Source organism: Candidatus Competibacteraceae bacterium (assembly GCA_016699715.1).
Lineage (GTDB): Bacteria > Pseudomonadota > Gammaproteobacteria > Competibacterales > Competibacteraceae > Competibacter.
Window position 1 is genome coordinate 3,033,053 of sequence record CP065007.1, and the last position, 22,762, is coordinate 3,055,814.

At 62.4% G+C, this 22,762-nt stretch carries 24 protein-coding genes and 1 tRNA gene; 7 read left to right on the forward strand and 18 right to left on the reverse strand.

The window, feature by feature from the left end; translation table 11 throughout:
* Nucleotides 1–46 precede the first annotated feature (46 nt).
* The 4 genes from IPM89_13665 to IPM89_13680 form a co-directional block, all read right to left on the reverse strand.
* Nucleotides 47–622, reverse strand: coding sequence for a TerD family protein (locus tag IPM89_13665; protein ID QQS53871.1), 576 nt, complete (start codon nucleotides 620–622; stop codon nucleotides 47–49).
* A 100-nt stretch (nucleotides 623–722) separates the two neighbouring features.
* Nucleotides 723–1,178 carry a tellurite resistance TerB family protein gene (locus IPM89_13670; protein ID QQS53872.1) on the reverse strand — a complete coding sequence of 152 codons (456 nt, stop codon included), beginning with the start codon at nucleotides 1,176–1,178 and terminating at the stop codon, nucleotides 723–725.
* A gap of 42 nt (nucleotides 1,179–1,220) precedes the next feature.
* The gene (locus IPM89_13675; GenBank protein QQS53873.1) at nucleotides 1,221–2,447 is read right to left on the reverse strand and encodes a TerD domain-containing protein; all 1,227 of its coding nucleotides are present in this window, start codon (nucleotides 2,445–2,447) and stop codon (nucleotides 1,221–1,223) included.
* 20 nt (nucleotides 2,448–2,467) lie between these two features.
* Nucleotides 2,468–3,070, reverse strand: coding sequence for a TerD family protein (locus IPM89_13680; protein ID QQS53874.1), 603 nt, complete (start codon nucleotides 3,068–3,070; stop codon nucleotides 2,468–2,470).
* Between the two features lie 167 nt (nucleotides 3,071–3,237).
* Between IPM89_13680 and IPM89_13685 the strand changes: the two genes are divergently transcribed.
* The gene (locus tag IPM89_13685; protein QQS53875.1) at nucleotides 3,238–5,343 is read left to right on the forward strand and encodes an SEL1-like repeat protein; all 2,106 of its coding nucleotides are present in this window, start codon (nucleotides 3,238–3,240) and stop codon (nucleotides 5,341–5,343) included.
* 24 nt (nucleotides 5,344–5,367) lie between these two features.
* Here IPM89_13685 and IPM89_13690 read toward each other — a convergent pair whose 3' ends face one another.
* Nucleotides 5,368–5,772, reverse strand: coding sequence for a hypothetical protein (locus IPM89_13690; GenBank protein ID QQS53876.1), 405 nt, complete (start codon nucleotides 5,770–5,772; stop codon nucleotides 5,368–5,370).
* Between the two features lie 127 nt (nucleotides 5,773–5,899).
* On the opposite strand from IPM89_13690, the gene IPM89_13695 reads away from it, so the two are divergent.
* Both IPM89_13695 and ychF read left to right on the forward strand, forming a co-directional pair.
* Nucleotides 5,900–6,190, forward strand: a complete 291-nt coding sequence (locus tag IPM89_13695; protein ID QQS53877.1) for a hypothetical protein — start codon at nucleotides 5,900–5,902, stop codon at nucleotides 6,188–6,190.
* A 22-nt stretch (nucleotides 6,191–6,212) separates the two neighbouring features.
* A complete protein-coding gene (gene ychF, locus IPM89_13700) occupies nucleotides 6,213–7,304 on the forward strand; it encodes a redox-regulated ATPase YchF (GenBank protein ID QQS53878.1) in 1,092 nt (363 codons plus the stop codon).
* A 184-nt stretch (nucleotides 7,305–7,488) separates the two neighbouring features.
* Here the strand turns inward: ychF and rsmA are convergent, their stop codons facing one another.
* Genes rsmA through lptD form a run of 3 tightly spaced genes read right to left on the reverse strand, consistent with a single transcriptional unit; the run spans nucleotide 7,489 to nucleotide 11,983 of the window.
* A complete protein-coding gene (gene rsmA, locus IPM89_13705) occupies nucleotides 7,489–8,277 on the reverse strand; it encodes a 16S rRNA (adenine(1518)-N(6)/adenine(1519)-N(6))-dimethyltransferase RsmA (protein QQS53879.1) in 789 nt (262 codons plus the stop codon).
* Nucleotides 8,274–9,689 (reverse strand): peptidylprolyl isomerase, encoded by a 1,416-nt coding sequence (locus tag IPM89_13710; GenBank protein ID QQS53880.1) that lies wholly within the window; start codon nucleotides 9,687–9,689, stop codon nucleotides 8,274–8,276. The genes rsmA and IPM89_13710 overlap by 4 nt, the downstream gene beginning before the upstream one ends.
* 20 nt (nucleotides 9,690–9,709) lie before the next feature.
* On the reverse strand, nucleotides 9,710–11,983 hold the full coding sequence (lptD, locus tag IPM89_13715; GenBank protein QQS53881.1) for an LPS assembly protein LptD: 2,274 nt from the start codon (nucleotides 11,981–11,983) through the stop codon (nucleotides 9,710–9,712).
* A gap of 73 nt (nucleotides 11,984–12,056) precedes the next feature.
* Between lptD and IPM89_13720 the strand changes: the two genes are divergently transcribed.
* From IPM89_13720 to IPM89_13730, 3 genes are read left to right on the forward strand one after another with little or no spacing between them, the layout of a single operon-like run.
* Nucleotides 12,057–13,070 (forward strand): phosphotransferase, encoded by a 1,014-nt coding sequence (locus IPM89_13720; GenBank protein ID QQS53882.1) that lies wholly within the window; start codon nucleotides 12,057–12,059, stop codon nucleotides 13,068–13,070.
* Complete coding sequence (locus IPM89_13725) at nucleotides 13,067–13,771, forward strand: nucleotidyltransferase family protein (protein ID QQS53883.1); 705 nt, start codon at nucleotides 13,067–13,069, stop codon at nucleotides 13,769–13,771. Before IPM89_13720 ends, IPM89_13725 begins: the two co-directional genes overlap by 4 nt.
* 5 nt (nucleotides 13,772–13,776) lie before the next feature.
* On the forward strand, nucleotides 13,777–14,235 hold the full coding sequence (locus tag IPM89_13730) for a CopD family protein (GenBank protein QQS53884.1): 459 nt from the start codon (nucleotides 13,777–13,779) through the stop codon (nucleotides 14,233–14,235).
* 35 nt (nucleotides 14,236–14,270) lie between these two features.
* Here the strand turns inward: IPM89_13730 and phoU are convergent, their stop codons facing one another.
* The 5 genes from phoU to glyQ form a co-directional block, all read right to left on the reverse strand.
* Nucleotides 14,271–14,960: a phosphate signaling complex protein PhoU gene (gene phoU, locus IPM89_13735; GenBank protein ID QQS53885.1), complete on the reverse strand. Its 690-nt coding sequence runs from the start codon at nucleotides 14,958–14,960 to the stop codon at nucleotides 14,271–14,273.
* A gap of 23 nt (nucleotides 14,961–14,983) precedes the next feature.
* Nucleotides 14,984–15,781 (reverse strand): 1-acyl-sn-glycerol-3-phosphate acyltransferase, encoded by a 798-nt coding sequence (locus IPM89_13740; GenBank protein QQS53886.1) that lies wholly within the window; start codon nucleotides 15,779–15,781, stop codon nucleotides 14,984–14,986.
* Nucleotides 15,774–16,445 carry a D-glycero-beta-D-manno-heptose 1,7-bisphosphate 7-phosphatase gene (gene gmhB, locus IPM89_13745; GenBank protein QQS55937.1) on the reverse strand — a complete coding sequence of 224 codons (672 nt, stop codon included), beginning with the start codon at nucleotides 16,443–16,445 and terminating at the stop codon, nucleotides 15,774–15,776. Before gmhB ends, IPM89_13740 begins: the two co-directional genes overlap by 8 nt.
* A gap of 125 nt (nucleotides 16,446–16,570) precedes the next feature.
* A complete protein-coding gene (locus IPM89_13750) occupies nucleotides 16,571–18,646 on the reverse strand; it encodes a glycine--tRNA ligase subunit beta (GenBank protein QQS53887.1) in 2,076 nt (691 codons plus the stop codon).
* Complete coding sequence (gene glyQ, locus IPM89_13755; GenBank protein ID QQS53888.1) at nucleotides 18,639–19,562, reverse strand: glycine--tRNA ligase subunit alpha; 924 nt, start codon at nucleotides 19,560–19,562, stop codon at nucleotides 18,639–18,641. Before glyQ ends, IPM89_13750 begins: the two co-directional genes overlap by 8 nt.
* A 308-nt stretch (nucleotides 19,563–19,870) precedes the next feature.
* Here glyQ and IPM89_13760 point away from each other — a divergent pair.
* Nucleotides 19,871–19,947 (forward strand) — tRNA-Met (locus tag IPM89_13760).
* 55 nt (nucleotides 19,948–20,002) lie between these two features.
* Here IPM89_13760 and IPM89_13765 read toward each other — a convergent pair.
* From IPM89_13765 to mnmE, 5 genes are read right to left on the reverse strand one after another with little or no spacing between them, the layout of a single operon-like run.
* Nucleotides 20,003–20,515, reverse strand: coding sequence for a DDE-type integrase/transposase/recombinase (locus IPM89_13765; GenBank protein QQS53889.1), 513 nt, complete (start codon nucleotides 20,513–20,515; stop codon nucleotides 20,003–20,005).
* Nucleotides 20,516–20,524: 9 nt separating this feature from the next.
* Nucleotides 20,525–20,755, reverse strand: coding sequence for a hypothetical protein (locus IPM89_13770; protein ID QQS53890.1), 231 nt, complete (start codon nucleotides 20,753–20,755; stop codon nucleotides 20,525–20,527).
* A complete protein-coding gene (locus IPM89_13775) occupies nucleotides 20,745–21,056 on the reverse strand; it encodes a transposase (GenBank protein ID QQS53891.1) in 312 nt (103 codons plus the stop codon). The genes IPM89_13770 and IPM89_13775 overlap by 11 nt, the downstream gene beginning before the upstream one ends.
* 45 nt (nucleotides 21,057–21,101) lie before the next feature.
* On the reverse strand, nucleotides 21,102–21,383 hold the full coding sequence (locus IPM89_13780) for a hypothetical protein (GenBank protein QQS53892.1): 282 nt from the start codon (nucleotides 21,381–21,383) through the stop codon (nucleotides 21,102–21,104).
* Between the two features lie 25 nt (nucleotides 21,384–21,408).
* Complete coding sequence (mnmE, locus tag IPM89_13785; protein ID QQS53893.1) at nucleotides 21,409–22,752, reverse strand: tRNA uridine-5-carboxymethylaminomethyl(34) synthesis GTPase MnmE; 1,344 nt, start codon at nucleotides 22,750–22,752, stop codon at nucleotides 21,409–21,411.
* Nucleotides 22,753–22,762: the final 10 nt, after the last annotated feature.

Genomic DNA, 22,762 nt, shown 5'->3' on the forward strand with positions numbered 1-22,762 from the left:
CAGTCTCCCCCTCCCTGACCAGGGAGGGGTCGCGCGAAGCGCCAGTTTAAATACTGACGCCGTACTGACGACACATCGCCGCCAGCCCGCCGGCGTAGCCTTGGCCGACCGCGGTGAAGCGCCACTCGCCGCTGTGCCGGTAGAGTTCGCCGAAAATCATCGCCGTCTCGGTCGAGGCGTCTTCGGCCAGGTCGTAGCGGGCGACTTCGTTGTTGGTGTCGGCGTTAACCACGCGGATGTAGGCGTTGCCAACCTGGCCGAAATTCTGTCGGCGCTGCTCGGCCTCGTGGATGGTGACGGTGAAGGCGATCTTCTGTACATCCGCCGGCACGCGCGCCAGATCCACCATGATCACCTCGTCGTCGCCTTCGCCGGCGCCGGTGAGGTTATCGCCGGTGTGCTGAACCGAGCCACAGGCGGATTTCAATTGATTGTAGAAAATGAAATCCGCCTCCGAGCGGACCTTGCCATCGGCGCCCAGCAGGAACGCCGAGGCGTCCAGGTCGAAAGCGGCGCCGTCGGTGGCACGCGGATCCCAGCCCAAACCAATCAGCGCTTTCTTGAGATCCGGCGCCTCCTTGTTTAGAGACAGCCGGCCGCCTTTATTGAGGGAAATAGCCATACGTCGATCCTCCCCTGTGTTGTCGTACACGCGCGCACCGTCAGCAAGGGTGGCGCTTCTTTAAGCAGCGCCGGGCGAAAAGCCACGACGCTCCGCGATCTCAGACCAGATCGAAGTCCTTCGGATTCAGGCTCAGTTCGGCGCAGATCTTGCGAACGACGGCCTTCTCATCGTCGTCGAAATTGCCGTCGGCGGCGCCGATGGCACAGCAGACCCGGACCATCAATCGCGCTTCGGCTTCCTTGTCCTTCAGCTTGGCGACCGCTTGCAGGGCACTGGCTTGGCCGATCTGATGGTCGAACTCGAACTGCTTGGCGTACTTGTCGAAGATGCTGATCACCTCGTCGGTGCTGAACACCGATAGCACTTCGGAATTGCGCAGAAAGCCCATCATCTTTTGTTTTTCCTCGGGCCGGACCACGCCGTCGGCGTTGGCCACCAGCGCGCAGCCGGCCACCACCGCTTCCAGAAAGCTCTTGTTGCGCAGTTTGGTCACTTCGGATTTCAGGTTGGCGGAGACTTCGCTGTAACGCTGTTTCAACCATTCGAGAGCCATGAGTGGATTCCTTCAGTTATACGAGTGAAAAACACGAAAAAATCAGTCCTTGGACCCGGCAACCCAGCGCAGGCCGAAGCCGTAAGCCTGATCCAGGACGCGGTGGTCCTGAAAATATTCGACCAGCTTTGTGACCTTGATATTACCGGCCTGGTTCTCCAACATGGCCAAGGCGCACATGCGCTGGTTGTTGCCGTGGCTGTCGAGCCGGACCTCCAGCGTCGGCTGGTTGGGGGTTTGAACGGTGACCACCGCATCGGTCTCCGCCCAATTGGGCGCACCTTCGTAAATGAGGGCAAAGACGACCACCCGGTCGATTTGATCCCAGTGACGGCCATTGATGCGCAGAAACTCGCCCTGGGCGCTGGCGCCGCTGCGGTCGTCGCCCATAAGCTGGATGAAGGGCGGTTCTTGCAGGCTACCGAAACTGTCGCCCAGTGCCTGGACCGCGCCGGCCCGGCCATCCCGCAGCCGGAACAGGCAACCCAGGTCGAGATCGATCTTGCGGCTGGTCAAGCGACCGAAGAAACCCGTGCCGCCGCCGCCCTGATGCCAGTTCAGGTTGACGACCAGCTCACCGAAACCCTGACCGGTTTTTTCCAGGGAAATGCTGCTCCCCTTTTTCTCCAGCGTGATTTTTTCCAGCCGGATCGGTTTGGCCGGTGGCGCGGGTTGGGCGGCAGGCGGTGGCGCGGCGGGAGATGGCGACGGTACGGCGCCAGCGCCCGAATCGTCGGCCACATCCACGCCATACTGCTGAGCCAGCGGCCCCAGCCCGCCGACGAAACCCTGGCCCACCGCGCGGAACTTCCATTCGCCGCCACGCCGGTACAACTCGCCAACGATGAGCGCGGTTTCCGGCATCATTTTGGTGGCCAGCGGGAAGACCGCCAGCGGCGTCTGGTTGCCGGTGGCGCGCATTTCCGCCCGCACCTGGCTCAGTTGAGCAAACGATTGGCCGCGCTGCTGCCCCTGGTCAATGGTCAGGGCGATGACGATCCGTTCGATGGCCGCCGGCAACGCGGCGAAATTGATGCTAAAGGTCCGGCCGTTGCTGGCACGCTGGATGCCGCCGCCGGTCAGCGTCGTCTGATTGTAGAAGATGAAATCGCCGTCGCCGCGCACCTTGCCCTGCGCGCTCAACGCGAAGGCGCTGGAATCGATGCTTAGCGGAGTGCTGGCCGGCTGCCAGTCGAGCGCGATCTCGACCACGGCCGGCGCGGGGCTTTGTTGGGTGATGGAAAAATTCTGGCCGGGCTGCAAATCCATGACGGCATCCCTCACAGGTTTTACAGGTAGGGACGAAGCGCCGGCAACAAATCGTGGAAGGTGCGGCCATCAGCCTGTTCGCCGATAGCCTGCATTTTCCACTCATTATTGTGGCGGTAAAGCTTGGTCATGATCAGACCGGTATGCTGACCGCCTTCCAGCGACAGATCGAAGCGGGCGACCTCACCGTCGTTGGCCCCGTCCACCAACCGACAAAACGCGTTGGGAATACCGGTGAAGTCCTCGCCGCTGAAGCTGTTGACAGTGAAAATCAATACCTGCACCGTTGCCGGCACCTGATTCAGGTCGATGCTGATCCGTTCGTTCTCGGTGCCGGACTCCCCGCCGCCGGAGCGATCGTCGCCACTGTGGCGGATGGAGCCGCAACGGCTTTTTAGTTGTCTGAACCATACGGTATCCACTAGATTGCCGCTGGCGTCGAACAACAGGCAGGACGCGTCCAAGTCCACCGCCGTCTGGCGTTCGCCGGCGCCGAAGCCCAGAAAGCCGCGGGTCTGGACTTGCTTCATGCCCCAGCCCAGACCCATGACGACCCGGCTTAAACCGCGTCCGGCCTCTTTTTCCAGACTGATGCGCTGGCCTTTTTGCAGGTTGATAGCCATTCGGATTTCCTCGTTGCATTGTAGGGGTAACAAGCCAATGATGACTGTAAACCGTTTCAGGTCAAGTGTAGATGCCGACGGCTCGGACGAGTGGCTGTTCCGAGCATTACATTGAGATCAATCACGGGAATTCAAGAGGATCCGAATAGTTCCCGAAGGAGGTAGTCGTGCGCGTGCTCGCATTGTTTCCGCTTGTTATCCTGGCCGGTGTGGCTGGTGTGGCCGGTGTGGCCGGTGTGGCCGGGGCCGCGCCCGAGTCCGGCTTCCAGAAATGGCGGGATAACAAGGGAGTCTGGCATTTTGGCGACTCCCGCCCCACGGCGCCCGACGCCGCCACCAACAGCGCCGCCGACGCCTACCAGCGTGGCGATTACAACGCCGCTTTCCAGGAATACATGGTCTGGGCCAAGCAGGGCGACCCCAAGGCGCAGACCATGATCGGTTTGATGTACCTGCGCGGCGAAGGCACGACGCAGAGCCAGCGCAGCGCCATTGAGTGGTTGCGCAGGGCAGCCTTGCAGGGCAACGACGAAGCGCAGTTCCAATTATCGATGCTGTATGTGGCCAATCCCGAAGCGGCGCCCAGCGCGCGGGAAGCACTGCTGTGGCTAAGCCGGTCGGCGGTGCATGGTAATGCCGACGCGCAATACACGCTGGCCAGCCGCTACGCCGCCGGCCGGGGCGTGAACCGGGACGACCGGGAGGCGGCCAACTGGTACCGGCAGGCGGCCCGGCAGGGTCACCCCGACGCTCTGTTCGAAATGGGGAACATCTACGCCAGCGGCCGTGGCGTATCGCGCAACGACAAGGAAGCGGTAGGCTGGTACCAGCAAGCCGCCGAGCAGGGGCATCCGGGCGCTCAGTTTGCCTTGGGCGCGTTGTATGCCAGCGGCCGCGGCGTGATTGGTAGTGACCAAGACGCCGTGCGCTGGTATCGCAAGGCGGCCGAGCAAGGCCATGCCGAAGCCCAGTACAATCTGGCCGTGCGCTACCTGAGCGGGCGCGGTGTACCGCTCTCCACGGTGGATGCGTTCAACTGGTTTCGCAAGGCGGCCGAACAGGGTTTAGGGCTGGCGCGGCAGGAACTGGGGCGGATGTACGCCGACGGTCAGGGTACGGCCCGCAACGATGCCGCGGCGGTAAAATGGTACCGGTTGGCCGCCGACCAGAATCTGCCGCTGGCGCAGTATTACTTGGGGCGCATGTACGACGCTGGCCGCGGGCTGCCGCGTGACGAGCGCGCGGCGCTGCTCTGGTATCGGCGCGCCGCCGATCAGAACCTGCCGCTGGCGCAACTGGAATTGGCCGACGATTATTTAAGCGGCCGTGGGTTGGTGCTGGACGAAGCCAAGGGCGTGCAGTTGCTGGAACAGGCCGCCAAGGGCGGCAACCCCGAAGCCCAGGTACGATTGGGTGGGCACTATCTCGACGGCCGCGGGGTGCGGCGCGACGAGCAACTCGGAGTGGATTGGCTACGCAAGGCGGCCGAGCAGGGGCTCATCGAAGCCCAGCGGCGGCTGGGACAGATCTACGCCGAGGGCGAAGTGGTCGGGCGCGACGAAACGCGGGCGGTGACTTGGTATCGCAAGGCGGCCGAGCAGGGTGATGCCGCCAGTCAAGCCCGGCTGGCCGAAATGTACGCCCAGGGTGTCGGGGTGTCGCCGGATGCCCGACAGGCGTTGCAATGGTTTCGCAAGGCGGCCGAGCAGGGCGATGCCGTGGCGAGATTCAATCTCGGGGTACTGTATGCCACAGGTCAGGGGACCCCGCGCGACGAGGCGCAGGCGGCGATCTGGTACCGCAAGGCGGCTGAGCAAGGTTTGGCCACGGCGGAGCTGAATCTGGGCTTGCTGTACGCGGAAGGCCGGGGCGGGGTACGGCGCGACGAGGCGGAAGCCGTGGCCTGGTACCGCAAAGCGGCGGCACAGAAACAGCCGCTTGCGCAATTGCTGCTTGGCGTGGCCTACGCAACCGGGCGTGGGGTACCCCGTGACGATCAGCAGGCCTTCAATTGGTTTGAGCAGGCCGCCAGCAGTGGGCTGCCATTGGCCCAGTACGGCCTGGGCATGATGTACAACGAAGGTCGGGGGATCGGACAGGATGAAGTCAATGCCTATCTGTGGCTGGATTTGGCGGTTTCCGCCGGTTATGTGGGCGCGGCCCGACCGCTGGATTCCATCGCCCGTCAGTTGAGCGAAGAAGATCTGGCGCGTGCCAGACAACTGGCTAGCGATTGGCGGCAGGCCAACGCTCGGTTTTTCCAACGGAACTGAGTATTTTTCGTCCGGAGCAATCGCTCAATGGCTTTTGCGGTTGGGGTCGAGCATGTGTTGTCCCAGATCCCTGACGAAATCCTCCAGCCGCGACGATTCGGCATGCAGGTGTTCGTTCATATGGCGCAGGGCGGTCGCCAGCCGGTAGGTGCGGGATAACAGTTGTTCCAGGTTATTGGACTGCCACAGTTTGTCCGGGTTGATTTCAGGTCCACCTTCGCCCAGCATGACCGCGCACCATTCGGGAATGCGGTACATCAGCATCGATTCCCGCTCGTTGGCCAGGCAGAGCGTGACGCCGACATTGTACTTGCGTAGTGTCGTCAAGACTTCATCCAGGCAACGCTGCATTTCCTCGCTGGGCCGCTCGCTGGCGCGCAGAATTTCACCCTCGCTCAAGACATCCCCTTTTTCGTCTACCCTGCTCATTTGGATCGCCTCCTGTCGTCGGGGCCGCGCATGGATTCAAAGCGATGATCGGTTTTCCATAAGGTTCAGAATCATACGGTAATTCACCGTGGGCCGCCAGCGTGGACGGAGCCGGCGAGCCCACCTCATGGCCGCGCCGGCATGCACATTGAATGGAACAGCGGCCGGTTTGTCGGGGCATGAAGATGGCACGGATGCGGATTGCTTTGTCCCGATTCGAGTGTCCGGAAAATCGAAGTCGGCGCACTTTTCCTCGTTTGCCGACAAAAGTCTTATCATGTTGCCCTTGCAACAGCCAGGGATGAGGTCAGATGCCGAATTTTTCTTCAATGACCGTTCGAGTACGGCAATGGCCCTGGTCGACGGGATGAAGTTGCCCACCGAGTACGCGGGCGAGCATTTGGCAAATCCGCCATAAGAAATTCAACTGAAAGGTCATTATGTCTCTCAAATGCGGTATTGTTGGTTTGCCGAACGTCGGCAAATCCACGCTGTTCAACGCGCTCACCAAAGCCGGTATTCAGGCCGAGAATTACCCATTCTGCACCATCGACCCCAATGTTGGGGTGGTGTTGGTGCCCGATCCGCGATTGGAGGCACTGGCCGCCATCGCGAAATCGCAGAAGATCCTGCCGGCCACGGTCGAGTTCGTCGATATCGCCGGCCTGGTGGCGGGCGCCTCCAAGGGCGAAGGGTTGGGCAACCAGTTTCTGGCCCACATCCGCGAGACCGACGCAATCGCCCAAGTGGTGCGCTGCTTCGCGAACGACGACGTGATTCATGTGTCTGGACGGGTCGATCCGCGCGAGGATATCGAGACCATCAACACCGAACTGGCGCTGGCCGATCTGGCGGCCGTGGAAAAAGCGCTGCTGCGCGCCGAGAAGGCGGCCAAGGCCGGTGGACGGGAGGCGCTGGAACGCAAGGCGCTGTTGGAACGGGTGCAAACCCATCTGGATACAGGCGCACCACTGAGGACCTTGGCGCTGGCCGCGACGGAACGCGAGCAACTGCGGGAATTGTTCCTGCTGACCGCCAAGCCGGTGCTATACATCGCCAACATCGCCGAAGACGGCTTCGTCGGTAACCCGTTGCTGGATCAGGTCAGAGGCATTGCGGAGCGGGAAGGCGCCGAGATGGTGCCGGTGTGCGCGGCGATCGAAGCGGAATTAGCGGAACTGGAGGACGCTGACAAGGCCGAATTTCTGGCCGACTACGGCCTATCCGAACCGGGTCTGGATCGAGTGATCCACGCTGCCTACAAGCTGCTTGGGCTGGAAACCTACTTTACCGCCGGCCCCAAGGAAGTACGGGCCTGGACCGTTCGGGCCGGCGCTACCGCGCCGCAGGCGGCGGGCGTGATTCACACCGATTTCGAGCGTGGCTTCATTCGCGCCGAGGTGATCGCCTATGCCGATTACATCGCCTGTGGAGGCGAATCCGGCGCCCGGGAGGCAGGCAAGTGGCGATTGGAGGGCAAGGACTACATTGTCCAGGAAGGCGACATCATGCACTTCCGCTTCAACGTTTAGGCGGCGGGCATGGAGGAGACCGAGGAATGATCGCTTCCGGGTCCGCATCGCCGCCCCGCCCATGAATGGCCGGACCAACACGCACTGGCATGCCTTCCCCAATGATCCCCAGCACTCTGGCGCCGTGTGACCTGCTGGGGCGGCATTTCAAATAGCCCCGCAAATTTTGGTCGTCGGATCGACTTCAGGGAGCGACCGCGCTCAACGCCGCGAATGCCGCCAAGTCCAGTGTTTCCGGCCGGACGCCGGGATCGACGCCCGCCGCTTCGATCTGGGCGATGTCCAACCAGCCGCGCAAGGCATTGCGCAGGGTCTTGCGGCGCTGGGCGAAGGCTCGCCGCACCACCTCGGCGAATAATCGTTCGTCCCGTACCGCAACGGGCGATGTTTCATGTGGAACCAAGCGCACCACCGCCGACCGAACCTTGGGCGGCGGCAGGAACGCTTCCGGTCCAACCGTGAACAGCGGCTCGACCTGGCAGCGGTATTGCAGCATCACCGACAATCGACCGTAAGCCTTATCGCCCGGACCCGCCGCCATTCGCTCCACTACGTCCTGTTGCAGCATAAAATGCAGGTCGCGCAGGTGACTGGCCTGATCCAGTAGATGGAAAAGCAAGGGAGTGGAAATGTTGTAGGGCAGGTTGCCAGCCACCCGCAAGCGGGGACCCGCGCCGCGCAATCCGGCAAAATCGAATTTCAGCGCGTCGGCGTGATGAAGCCGCAATGTACCGGCACCGGCGCAATGAGCCCGCAGCGGCTCCAGCAGATCGCGGTCCAGCTCCACTGCGTCCAACTCGCCGACGACGGCCAGCAACGGCCGGGTCAGCGCCCCCAGGCCAGGGCCGATTTCCACCAGATGATCGCCCGGCACCGGTCGGATCGCCGCGACGATGCGCTCAAGCACGCTGGGATCGCGCAGGAAATGCTGGCCGAAGCGCTTGCGGGGACGATGCGCCACAGTCAGGTTCATTGTGCTGGTGGAGCGGGATTCTCCGCCGAAGCCGCCGCCGACTGCAGGCGGATTTCCACATAAGCTTCCTCGCGCCAGCGGCGCAAGGTCAGATCCCATTCTTCGTCGGCACGCCGCCGCAGCAACGCCTCACGCACTCGGGTGCGTTCGATTTCAGTCGAAGCCGGACCTTGACGCCGTTCCTGTACCTGAACGATATGCCAGCCGAACGGCGTCTTGAATGGCGCGCTGATTTCGCCGGGCTGTAGTTCGTTCATCGCCTGCTCGAACTGTGGCACCAACATTCCCGGCGTCACCCAACCCAGATCGCCACCACGCTCGCCGGAAGCGCTATCTTCGGAATTGGCGCGGGCCACGACCGTGAAATCTTCGCCGTTCTGAATGCGCTGACGTAGTTGTACCAAACGTTGGCGAGCTTCGTCGTCGGACAGTTGCGGCGAGGTCTTGAGCAAAATGTGGCGGGCGTGAGTCTGTGTCACCAGGCTGGAGGGCGCGGACGAATGTGCTTCACCGCCACCTTTGACTTCCAGTAGCTTGACAATGTGAAATCCACTAGGGCTGCGGATCAGTTCGCTCAGCTGTCCGGGCCGCAACTTCGGGATCACCTCGGCGAACAGGGTGGGCAATTGATCGGCGCGCCGCCAGCCCAGATCGCCGCCTTCCAGCGCCTGCCGACCGGCGGAAACACTCACCGCCACTTGACGAAAATCCGCACCTTGCCGCAACCGTGCCAACACCCTGTCGGCCTCGTTCCTTGCGGTTTCGACCTGCTGCGGCGTAGCGCCTTCCGGCACCGCGATCAGGATCTGGGCCAAATGATATTCGCGTTCGCCGCCGGCGCCGCTGTTGCCGCCACCGCCAAACTCGCCGCCACCGCCGGCCAACTGGGCTTGCAGGCTGTCCACATCCTGATCGGAAACCTGGATTTGGCTGTCCACCAGCTTCTGGCGCAACCGCGCCGCCATGATTTCCCGACGCACGTCATCGCGGAACTTGGCGAAATCGGTGCCATCTTTCTCGATCATTTGCCGCAACTGCGTCAGATTCATGTTGTTGCGCCGGGCCAGGGTTTCGATGGCTGCATTCAAGGTGGCGTCATCCACGGTGATACCGTTGCGTTCGGCGGCGCGCAGTTGCAGTTGGGACAAAATCAAGCGCTCCAGCACTTGGTTCTCCAGCACCGAATCGGGCGGGATCGGCACCTTCTGCTGCCGCAACTGGATTTTGATCGCGGCCGTCGCCGCCTCCAGTTCCCGGTGGGTAATGACGTCGTCGTTGACCACCGCCGCGATGGCATCCAGCGCGCTGCCCGATCCTTCGGGTCCGGGACCGAACACCAGTTGGGTTTGGCCGGCAACCGGCGGGACAAGCAGCAGCAAATACAGTAAAACAGAAAGCAAGCGTTTGTTCATACGTATCATCGGGATGAATGCTAGTAACGGATCGGCTGATAGCCGAAGATGGAACTTTGCAGCACGGTCTCCAGACCACCGCCCAATCGAGACAGTCCCTTCAACTCCAGTTCCAGGTAAAAACCGGTTTGCGCATCGACTTCCAGCGGGCTGTCTCGGTACTGGCGCGCGACCGCCCGCAGCGCCCAACAACAATCCTCATATTCCAGCCCAGCCAGGGTTTCCAGATTGCGGTCGATGTTCAGAGCCTGGTTCCAGCGCGCCAACACCCGAAATCGCGAGCTCAACGGCCATATCAGTGATGCATCCACGGAGTGGATTTGATCGCTCAATCCCAGGTTGACCGGATTGCGGTCCCGCAGGTAGGACAAATTGACGAACTGGCGTGGATTGGCGTAGTAACGCAGGTCGAGCGCGGTACGTAGTAAATCGCTGTTGTCCGGCTCCAGTTGCACACCGCCTTGAACCGACCAGCGGCCTGACAGATTTAACGCCCCCTGAGCGATCACTCCCGAATTCGCCTCGGTATCCGGCGGTAGCTCGGGGTACAAAGTTACCCGACGATCCTCGAAATATTGGATCTGGCCGATGCTGGCACGCAACCGTTCGCGACCACTTGGACCATCGATCAACCGGGTAGTCAACGCGGCGGTCAATTGGTTGGCGTCGCCCAATCGGTCGGCGCCGACGAACCGGTTCCAGCGAAACAGCCAGTCGAAATCCCGATCCATGAAGTTGCTGTCGAAGAGAGGAATGTCGTTCTGGTCGCGATAAGGCACATAGAGATAGAACAGCCGCGGCTCCAGCGTCTGCGTCCCGGCCGTTACGCCCAGCCAGTCGGCCTGCAAGGGCCGCTCGAAGATCAAGCCGCTGTCCAGACCGAGCAGCGGCGCGGCGCGCGAGGGCGCATCGTTGGCGCCCGATGCGGTGTTGTCAAGCTGATAGCCGGTGTAGCGAAATCCAGCCTGGGGTTTCAGGTATCCCCAGGGTTTTTCCAACGCCCAACCCACGGTCGGCCACAGATCCAGGCGGGCGCCGGTCACTACTTCGGAGTCGGATTGCTGGAAGCGCACCACTTCGCCGTGCAAACGGTAGTTGAAGCCGCCGACTCCGGTTGGCCAGGCACCGTCGAACACCAATTGTGGCAGGCGCTCGTAGGGGTCCCCGGTCAGGGCAAACAGCGCCGGATTCAGAATCTGATAACCCTGCACCCGCGCCAGCGCCCGCCACCAGTCTCCCTGGTAGCGCACATCCAGATACCGTTCCAGGTAGTTGACCGTCAGGAAATCCAGATTGTTGCTTAAGTCCCGGATGTAGCTATCGTCGGAGACGTATTCGAACCGCAGATTGGTGTAGAGGTTGGGTAGCGGCGTGGCGCGGTCGACGATATTGAAGGAACCACGGTCGCCGCCGAAACGACGATCATAAGGGATGTACTCAGCGTCGATTTCCCCCCGCCGATCGGGGTATAGATAGCGGTACTCCGCGCCCAACAGCAACCCACGCGCGGACATCAGCCGGGGGGTGAAGGTCATGTCGCGATCCGGCGCGATGTTCCAATAATAAGGAACCGAGAGATCCAGGCCGGTCTCGCTATCGTAGCCCTGAAGTGGAAACAGGAATCCGGACTGCCGCTCCTCGGTGATGGGAAACGACAGATACGGAAAATAGAACACCGGCGTATCCTTGAACGCCAGCACGATATCATGGGCCGTGCCGCGGCCGCTCGCCGCGTTCAGGTTGAGTCGGCGTGCCCGCAATTCCCACGCTTCCCGACCGCGCGGGCAGGTTGAATAGGTGGCGTCTTCCAGTTGACTGCTCTGTTGGGCACGGTCCACGTTCACTGCCTCGGCGTAACCCTGGGCATTGCGTCCCGGCAAATAGTAATCCGCATCCTTGAACCAGCCGGTCTCGGCGTTCAGATCCACCTCCGCCTGGGTGCCACGCAAGGCCTGGTTGGGATCGCCGTAGGTGAATCCTCCCTCGACTCGAACTCGGTTGGCCGGGCGCTCCAAGGTCATCCGCTCGGCGCGCAAACGCTGGTCGCCGCGAGACAGGTTGACGCCGCCTTCCAGCACGGACAAGGTGGCTGAGGATTCGATCCGGCCGGCTTCGGCCCGCACCGGCAGATCGTCCGGCAACGGTGCGTTCGGAGTGACCGGCACGATCTCTTGAGCCAGTTCGTCGGCTTCGCACTGGAGCCATGGATTGAAGGTGGATTGCGCCTGGACGCCGACCAGCGGCAGTACCGCCAGCACGGCGCCGGTCGCCAGCACTCGGAAATACGGCGTCACGGAGCAGGATTTTACGTGTCGATTAAAGTGCCCTAACATCGCATAGATTGACTATGGCTGCAATCTTACCCAGATGGAGCGAATCTGCGTGAGCGACCGTGAACACCTGCTGCTGGAATGGCTGAACACCGTCTTGCCGGTAGCACCGGACCGTATGGCCCCGGCATCCAGCGATGCCAGCTTCCGTCGTTATTTCCGGGTCTGGTACGACGGCCAGACCCGAATCGTGATGGACGCCCCGCCGGACAAGGAAGACTGCCGGCCGTTCGTCGCCATCGGCCAGGCCATGCGTGGTTTGGGCCTGAACGCGCCCGAAGTGTTGGCTGGCGATCTCGACCAGGGGCTGTTGCTCTTGACCGATCTTGGCAGCCGCCAGTACCTGACCGAACTCAACGAAAAGAGTGTGTCCAGGCTGTACGACGATGCGCTGGCGGCACTGGCGTGCCTGCAAATCGGTGGCGATTCCGACTCGCCATTGTTGCCACCCTACGGCTCGGCGCTGTTGCACCGGGAAATGGACTTGTTCCGCGACTGGTTTCTGGAGCGACTGCTTGGCCTGAATCTGCACGCGGACGAATGGCAAACACTCGATCGAGCCTTCGCCCTGCTGGCCGACAACGCCTTGGAACAACCGCGGGTATGGGTCCATCGCGATTACCATTCCCGCAATCTGATGGTCACCGATCCGCTCAACCCCGGCGTACTGGATTTTCAGGACGCGGTAGTGGGCGCGGTGACCTACGACCTGGTTTCGCTGCTGCGCGACTGCTATATCGCCTGGCCGCGCGAGCAGGTCGAACGCTGGGTGCTGGATTACCGGGCGCGGCTGCGGGCGCTGGGCATGAGCGGACTGGACGACGCCGGGCAGTTCCTGCGCTGGTTCGATCTGATGGGTGTGCAACGCCATCTCAAGGCCATCGGCATCTTCGCCCGCCTAAACCTGCGCGATGGCAAATCCGGCTACCTGCGCGACATCCCCCGAACCCTGGGTTATGTGCTGGAGGTAGCGGGCCGCCATGCCGAACTGGCCGGCTTGCATGAGTTGCTGCGGGCGCGGCGGGTGGACCGCTGGGAGCCCGCACCGTGAAGGCGATGATTCTCGCCGCCGGACGCGGCGAACGGATGCGGCCGCTGACCGATCACACGCCCAAACCGCTGTTGCCGATCGCCGGCCGACCGTTGGTTGTCCACCAACTCACCGCGCTGCGGGCGGCGGGCATCACCGAGCTGGTCATCAACACCGGCCATTTGGGCGCGCAACTGGCGGCGGCGCTGGGTGACGGCGGGGCATGGGGATTGCGTATCGTCTATTCCCCGGAACCGCCCGATGCCTTGGAAACTGGCGGCGGTATTTTGCGGGCGCTGCCGCTGCTCGGCCCGCAACCGTTTCTGGTGGTCAACGGTGATCTCTGGACCGACTATCCTTTCGCCTGCCTGCCGGCGGCGACCGTTGGACTGGCGCACCTGGTGCTGGTGGACAATCCGCCGCACCATCCCGGAGGCGACTTTGCCTTGCGGGTGAATGGGCAAGTGGAGGAGGTCGGCGCGGCGCGGTTGACCTTCAGCGGGATCAGCGTGCTGCGGCCGGAACTGTTTGCCGGCTGCGCGCCAGGCCGCTTTCCGCTGGGTCCGCTGCTGCGGTGGGCGATGGCGGAAGGGCAGGTGACCGGCGAACATTATCGCGGCGGCTGGCGGGACATCGGAACGCCGCAACGGTTGGCCGAACTGGATTGTGAGTTGCGGCGACGGAAGGAACAGCAGCCAACTTCATTCCCGACAGGAGACTGAATACCATGGCTTTTGCCTACGCATTGCATGTTCTACTCGCCGTCGTCTGGGTCGGCGGCATGATCTTTGCCCAACTGGCGTTGCGGCCGGTGGCGGTGGCGCAGTTGGAACCGCCCCGGCGGATCGCCTTCCTGACGGCGGTGCTGGGGCGGTTCTTCTGGCTGGTCTGGGCCGCGGTCATTATCCTGCCGCTGACCGGCTTCTGGCTGATCGCCGGCTACGGCGGCATGGCGAGCTTGGGCTGGCACATTCATCTGATGACCGGCGTCGGGATCGTGATGGTATTGATCTACCTGACGCTCTTTCTGGCGGTGTTTCTGCCGTTGCGGCAGGCGGTGGCCGCCGGCGATTGGGCCGTGGCCGGCCGACGATTGGAGTGGGTACGCCGGCTGCTGTGGACCAATCTGCTATTGGGAGTGCTGGTCGTACTGACCGCGGCTCTGGGTGCTCGCGGCGGATTGTAGGCCGGCGAGAAACCCCACATGGGCGTCGGCCTCGCTCAGTCGGCGTGCCGGATATCCTGTCCCTCGACGATGTAGATCGTATATTCGATCAGATTGTCGGCGTGATCGGCAACCCGCTTGAGTGCCTTGAACGCCAGCACCACGTCAATGATCGTCGCCACCATCGACCCGCCCTCCAGCGAGAGCACGCTGAGCGAACGCAGGCTATCCTGAAAGGCCTCCTCCACCGGATCTTCCTCCTGATGCACCAGCCGCCAGGCCTGCTCGATGTTCAACTGGGCCAACACGTCCCGCGCCGTCACGAAGCGTTGGATGGCGGCCTGGGCCAGGCGGTCCATGTCATGAGCAACACCTTTATGCAACTCGCCGCCGCGCGCCTGAATCGCCAGCACTTTCTCGGCGATGCTCTTGGCTTCATCACCAACCCGTTCCAAATCGGCGACGGCCTTGTTCATGGACATCACCAGACGCATGTCGGTACTGACCGGCTGGCGGCGGGCCAGCAGCCGAATGCAAGCCCGATCGATATCGAGATCGCGTCGGTTAAGCACATCGTCGCCGGCCACAACCGCTTGCGCCAGATCGATATCGCCGGTCCTGAATGCGGTCACCGCTTGCTCGACCTGTTGCCCAGCGGCCCGCCCCATCTCCAGCACCTGTTCGATCAGGCTATCGATTTCCGCATCAAAACGCTTGACGGTATGTCGGTTATTGGTGAAAGCCATGCCAGATCGCCCCTTCGGTTGAATCACTCATCGGTTGAGCGCACCACGCGCGCCGCGCGCCCGATACGCGTCATGGTGGTTTCGATCCAGGTTTCGGTCATCCAGTTGAGCTCCTGCGGCGAACGGCCCTCGCTGGCGATCAGGGGACCGAAGACCACCTGTACAGTGCCCGGACGCTTGAGAAAGCCTCGTCGCGGCCAAAACTCCCCGGCATTGTGGGCCACCGGCAGAATCGGGCAGCGGCTGCGCGCGGCCAGCACCGCGCCACCCATGCCGTAGCGTTTACGGACGCCGGGGGCAGTGCGCGTACCCTCGGGAAAGACCAGGACCCACTGGCCTTGCCGCAAGTGTTCGATACCCTGCCGGATCACCTGCTTGACCGCCGAAGTACCGGCCCGACGGTCGATGGCGATTGGTCGCAACAACTTCAGCGCCCAGCCAAAAAACGGCAGCCACAGCAACTCGCGCTTAACCACCCACGCCATCGGTTGCAGGTACTGTTGCAGGAACAAGGTTTCCCAGGTGGACTGATGCTTGGCCATCACGATGACCGCTCGGTCGGGAATATGCTCGGTTCCGCTCACCTGGTAATCGATCCGACAGGTGAGCCGCAGCCACCAAATGTTGAAGCGGCTCCAGGATTGCGACAGCCGGTAACGCCGGTTGAAAGGCAAGGCAAAACCGAGAATGATCACCAACCCGCACACCACGGTCGAAAGCAGCATACCGAGCGAAAAGAGCAGCGAGCGCATCCATAAATCGACAAGCGAGGACTTGGCAATTGCGCGCGTGGGCAGCGAATCGGATCGAAGGTCATTCATGGTCAGTAGTCAGATACTCGGCCACCGTGGCCAGATCGTCGAACACCAGCACGTTGGCGCAGCTTTCCGCTTCCTGTTCCAGGGTCCGAGCGCCTTTGCCGGTCCGCACCAGCAGGGGCCAGGCGTTGGCCGCTCGCGCCGCCCGGACATCGCGCACGCTGTCGCCCACCACCGGCGCTCCTTGCAGGTTGCATTTCAAGCGCCGGCCGATCTCCAGCAACATGCCAGGGTTTGGCTTACGGAAGGGGTTGGCTTCGTCCACATCCGGACAGAAGAAAATCGCCTCGATCAGACCACCGACTTCCTGCACCATCCGATGCATTTTGCGATGGATCTGATTGAGGGTTTCCAGATCCAGCAGCCCGCGTCCGATCCCGGACTGATTGGTGGCGATCACTACTCGATAGCCGGCGTGATTCAGGCGGGTAATCGCCTCCAAGCTACCGGGAATCGGGTTCCATTCCTCCGGCGATTTAATGTAGGCATCGGAATCTTCGTTGATGACGCCATCGCGATCCAGAATAATCAGCTTCATGGTGAGTCGTGTTTTTTCGCTCGCGCAAGCCAGCGTGTAGGTTTCACGTGAAACCGTCCGACCGGCAACACTGACCACAGGTAGCGTCGCCGGACTTCGTTTCACATGAAACGACGATTTGGTCTCCATCCCGATAGTCACCTCGGCTACTTTCGCCATCGGACTTTGTTTCACGTGAAACCTCGTTGGCTTCCGGGCCGCGATGGAAAACCGCCCGCCCAATATCGCGGCCCACCGCCGATTTTCATCCTTCCTCAATCCTGCAAGCGCGAGAAATCCGCCACGCGCAGAAACAGGCTGCCCAATTCGTTCAGCAGGGCGATGCGATTGTCGCGAACGGCAGGATCTTCGGCCATCACCAACACTTGATCGAAAAAGGCATCCACCGGCTCGCGCAGGCTGGCCAGTCGGTTCAGGGCATCGCCGTACAGGCCGACGTCCATCAGTGGGATCGCCTCGGAGGACAATTCCACCAACCGCCCCGCCAGTGCTTGTTCCGCTGCTTCGGTCAATAGGTCGGGTCGCACCTCGAACGGCAGCACCGTATCCACTTTTCTGAGGATGTTGCGGATACGTTTGTTGGCGGCGGCCAGACTGGCGGCTTCCGGCCGGTCGCGGAAGGCACCGACCGCGCGCACACGCCGATCGAAATCCAGCGGCCGATGCGGCCGGCATTCCAGCACCGCGTCGAAAGTATCCGAACGCACCTGCTGATCCAGATAGTAACCGCGCAGCCGGTCCACGATGAAGTCAAAAACCGCTTCCACCGCGCCTTTGGCTCGAATCGCCGGTTCGAACTGGCTGGCGGCGCGCTCCAGCAAGGTCAACAGGTTGAGGTCCAGCCCCCCCTCGATCAGGATGCGTAGCACCCCCAGGGCGGCGCGGCGCAGCGCGAACGGGTCCTTGGCGCCCGACGGCGCCTGGCCGATGGCGAAGATGCCGAGCAACGTATCCAGCCGGTCGGCCAACGCCAAACTCTGGCCGGTGGCGGTCGCCGGTAACCGGTCGCCGGCAAAGCGCGGCAGATACTGTTCCTCCAGCGCTTGGGCTACTTCGGGCGCTTCCCCGTCGTGGCCTGCGTAGTAGCGGCCCATGATGCCCTGCAATTCGGGAAATTCCTGCACCATCTGGGTCATCAAATCGCATTTGGCCAGCCGCGCCGCCCGGTCGGCCCAGTCCGCGTTACCGTGTCTTTGTCCGGCGATGAAGCGTGCCAGCGTCGCCACCCGCACGCTCTTATCGGCCACGGTACCGAGCCGCTGCTGGAACACCACATGCTTCAGCAGATCCAGCCGTGCCGCCAGCGGTTTGCCGCGATCCTGGTTCCAGAAAAATTCGGCGTCGCTGAAGCGTGGGCGGATCACCCGTTCGTTGCCAGCCCGTACCTGAGCGGGATCGCGGCTTTCCAGGTTGGCCAGCGTGATGAAATGCGGCAGCAGCCGACCGTGCGCGTCCACCACCGGAAAGTAACGCTGGTTATCCTGCATGGTGCTGATCAAGGCCTCGGCCGGCACCTCCAGAAAGCGCTGTTCGAAATTGCCGGCCAGCGCCACCGGCCATTCCACCAATGCCGTGACCTCGTCCAGCAGTTCGGGCTTGATGACCGCCACGCCCTTCAGTTCGGTCGCCACCGCCTCGGCGCGGGCGCGGATCACGTCGCGGCGCTGGTCGAAGTCGACAATCACCTTGCCCTCGTCGGCCAGTTGCCGGGCATAGTCGGCGGGCGCGGTCAACTGAATCGGTTGCGGATGGTGGAAGCGATGGCCACGGCTCTCCCGGCCGGTGTGGACACCCATGATCGTCGCGGGGATCACTTCGGTGCCGAACAGCAGCACCACCCAATGCACCGGCCGCACGAATTCATCGTCGCGATCACCCCAGCGCATCCGCTTGGGGATGGGCAGGGCCGCGAGCGCGGCCTCGACGATGGGTGGAATCAGATCGGCGGTCAGCGCGCCCGGCTCGGTACTGATCTGCACCAGCCAAGCGCCCTTGTCGGTTTCCTGCCGTTGTAGCTCGGCGACGGTCACCCCGCAAGAGCGGGCAAAGCCCTCGGCAGCCCTGGTGGGCTGGCCGTCCGGGCCAAAGGCGGCGCCCAGCGCCGGGCCGCGCCGTTCGAGCTGGCGGTCGGGCTGCCGCGCGGGTAACTGATCGACCCGCACCGCCAAGCGGCGCGGCGTGGCGAAGCGGTGAATCGCGCTGCTGGCCAAGCCGGCTTTTTCCAGGCCGTCGGCGATGCTTCGCTCGAACGCCAGGGACAGCTTGGCCAGTGCCTTGGGTGGCAATTCCTCGGTGCCGATTTCGATCAGCAGGTCGTGGGTATCAGCCATGGGCCACCTCCAGGCGGGCAGCGGCGCGGGCGCACATGGGGAAGCCCAGCGCGGCGCGAGTATCATGGTAGGCATGGGCCACCGCTCGCGCCAGGGTGCGGACCCGCAGGATGTAGCGCTGGCGCTCGGTAACGGAGATGGCTTTGCGGGCGTCGAGCAGGTTGAAGGTGTGGGAGGCTTTCAGCGTCATTTCGTAGGCGGGCAGGGGCAGTCCCAGTTCGATCAAGCGCTTGCTTTCCGACTCACAGGTATCGAACCAGACGAACAGCGCGGTCGTATCGGCGTGCTCGAAGTTGTAGGTGGACATTTCCACCTCGTTCTGGTGGAACACGTCGCCGTAGCTGACCCGGCCCAACGGCCCGTCGGTCCAGACCAGGTCGTAGACGCTTTCCACGCCTTGCAGGTACATGGCGATGCGTTCCAGGCCGTAGGTAATTTCTCCGGTGACCGGCTTGCAGTCCAGTCCACCGATCTGCTGAAAATAGGTGAACTGGGTGATTTCCATGCCGTTCAGCCAGACCTCCCAGCCCAACCCCCAAGCGCCCAGGGTGGGGGATTCCCAATTGTCCTCGACGAAGCGGATGTCGTGAATCAGAGGGTCGAGGCCAAGATTCTCCAGCGAACCGAGATACAGATCCTGCAAATCGAGCGGCGAAGGTTTGATGACCACCTGGTATTGATAATAGTGTTGCAGGCGGTTGGGGTTTTCGCCGTAGCGGCCATCGGTGGGCCGGCGGGAAGGCTGCACGTAGGCGGCGCTCCATGGTTCTGGACCGATGGCGCGCAGGAAGGTGGCGGGATGGAAAGTCCCCGCGCCCACCTCCATATCATAGGGTTGCAGCAGCACGCAACCCTGGCGGGCCCAGTAATCTTGCAGAGCCAGGATCAGCCCCTGGAAGGTCGAGACATCGCGCACAAGTGCCTCCAAAATTCGAAGGGGACGGTAGGCCGTCCCCAGGTGTTGCTTGATGAGAATGAATGGTGCCAAGTATAGCTTGGACGCAAGACGGGATTCATCGCCCAGACCCGTCTCAAGCGTTCGGGCAGTGCCGGTCTTTCCGAGCAGCGTGGTTATAATGGTTTTTTTCGGAAGATTCCTTGCTCGATAGCGCAAGAGACGGACATGCTTCCGGCTTCCGCTACCTGGACGTTGGGACAACACTATTGACACTGTTGTGTCGAGTCTGGATAATCACTGGCCCTCATCTGAATCCTTTCCATAATGGCTATGTAGCTCAGCCGGTTAGAGCACGGCACTCATAATGCCGGTGTCGGTGGTTCGAGTCCACCCATAGCCACCACATCAAGATTCCAGGATGTCCAAGAGCATCCGACCCTGATTTCAAGCACTGGTTTTCAATGGCGCAACTGTCCGTAGCGTTCCTGGAAAGCCCGTGGAAATCCACCGGCATTCGGAGAGTATCGGTAGACCTCTTCGTATTTCACGCTTTTCCAGAGCCGCTCGATCCACACGTTGTCGACCCAGCGGCCCTTGCCGTCCATGCTCACCTGGATGCCGTGCCCTTGGATCAGGCCGACAAACTCCGCGCTGGTGAACGGGCTGCCCTGGTCGGTGTTGAAGATCCCAGGCGTCCCATGGGAGCGGATGGCCTCCTCGACGGCTTCGATGCGGAAGTCGGTCGTCATGCTGTTGGACAGCCGCCAGGACAACACCCGCCGGGTTGCCCAGTCGAGCACCGCCGCCAGGTACACGAACCCCTTCCGCATCGGGATGTAGGTAATGTCCGTGCTCCACACCTGGTCGGATCGCTCGATCGATAAGCCACGCAACAGGTCGGGATAGACCGCGTGCGCGGGGTTAGACGTGCTGGTATTGGGCTGTGGGTATACCGCGTCCAGGCCCATCATGCGTAATAATCACCGGACACGCTTGACGTTTACTGGATGGCCGAGACTGCGCAAGTAAGCGACCATGCGCAGAACCCCGTAGTAGGGCGTTCGGGTATACTGCTCGTCCAGCAGGCGCATGAGGCCCAGGTTTTCCGCGTTCTCACCGATGGGTTGGTAGTACACGCTGGAACGGTTGAGACCCAGCAGCCGGCCTTGTTGCCGCAGGCTGAAGGTCGGGTCGTGAGGGTCAACGAGCATTTTCCTGACCCCTAATGCCTGGCTGAAGACTTTTTTTCAGCCAGTCCCGCTCGGCAATCAGTGGCCCAATCTGGCGGTGCAGCTCATCCATTTGCCCTTGTTGGCTCGCCTGCGTCTGCGCCTGTTTGCCAGAGAACGCGCCTGGAATTGCCGCCAGTGCCTGCTTCTTCCAAGTGTTGATCTGGGTAGCGTGAATTCCGTACTCCGCCGTCAGTTGGTTGCTGGTTTTCTGCTGACGGATCGCCTCCAGGGCGACTTTGGCCTTGAACTCGACCGTGTGCTTTTTACGTACTCCTGCCATATCGCACCTTGCCGTTCGCTGTGGCCTTCTATCTTAAAGGTCGGTCTAGAATATGGGGAGCACCATATAGGTCATTGTTAGCCATGCCTCGATACGCGCGGGCAAGGTTTCATCCAGAGAGATTTCCGGTCCCGCGCCGGGAGCCATTTCATAGCGATAACCGCTACCCGGTGGAGGACTAAGCGCGGATAGACAGAACAACACCCGATGGCGGAGGTGGCCGTCTGGCATCAATTCGAGAATCCGACCCTCATCGCCCGACACCATGGCATGGCTGAAGCGATGCAGTTGTCCCACCACCCGTCGGGCCTGTTCCGGCTCGAACAAATCCGCGCCCCGATCGGAAGTCTCGCTATTTTCCGATGCAAAAACTACTGAAAATCCGCGACAGCAAATCTTCGGACCTAAACGCCCCGGTAATTTCCGAGAGCGCGTTCTGGGCCTCGCGCAACTCCTCGGCGACCAATTCGCCGGCGCGATAAATCTCCAACTGATCCATCGCCCGCGCCAATGCCGCCGCCGCCCGCTCCAGCGCCTCCAGATGGCGGCGGCGGGCCATGAACGTCCCCTCCCCGCCACCGTGATAACCCATGCAGGTCTTGAGATGCTCGCGCAGCAGATCCAGACCCACCTCGGTCTTGGCCGACAGCAGAATTTCACTGCCCCACTCACCGTCCCGAACCACCGGCGGCCGACCGCTCAGATCGATCTTGTTGTAAAGCACCGTCAGCGGCGTGTCCGCCGGCAACCGTGCCCGCAACACCCGTTCCTCGGCCGCCAGGCCCAGGCGATCATCCACCACCATCAGAATCCGGTCGGCGGCGGCGATCTCGTTCCAGGCGCGGCGGATGCCTTCCCGTTCGACCGGGTCATCGCTGTCGCGCAAACCGGCGGTGTCGATGACGTGCAGCGGCATACCGTCGATGCTGACCTGCTCGCGCAGCACGTCGCGGGTGGTGCCGGGCACGGCGGTGACGATGGCCACCTCGCGCCCGGCCAGATGATTGAGCAGGCTGGACTTGCCGGCGTTCGGCCGACCGGCGATCACCACGGTCATCCCGTCGCGCAGCAAGCGGCCCTGGCCGGCGGCGGCTTGCAGTTCGCCCAAGCGCTCCCGCAGATCCCGCAAGCGCCCGGCAACGATCCCATCGGCGAGAAAATCGATCTCCTCCTCGGGGAAGTCAATCGCCGCCTCGACGTAGATGCGCAACTCGATCAAGCCTTCGACCAGGCTTTGCACCCGCTGGGAAAACGCGCCTTGCAGCGAACGCAGGGCGGCGCGAGCGGCGGCGGCGGTATCGCTGGCGATCAGGTCGGCAACCGCCTCGGCCTGGGCCAGGTCAAGCTTGTCGTTGAGAAAGGCGCGCTCGGAAAATTCGCCGGGTCGAGCTGGCCGCGCGCCGAGTTCCACCACCCGCGCCAGCAGTAAATCCATGACTACCGGCCCACCGTGTCCTTGAAGTTCCAGCACATCTTCGCCGGTGAAGGAATGGGGCGCGGGAAAATAGAGGGTAATGCCTTCATCGAGCACCGCGCCATCGCCCGCGTGGAACCGGCGAAAGGCAGCTTGCCGCGGAGCGGGCACGATGCCGCACACGGTCATGGCAATGGCGGGAACCGCCGGCCCGGACACCCGAATCACGCCGATGCCACCCCGACCGGGCGGGGTGGCGATGGCGGCGATGGTATCGGTCATGCACCCTCTC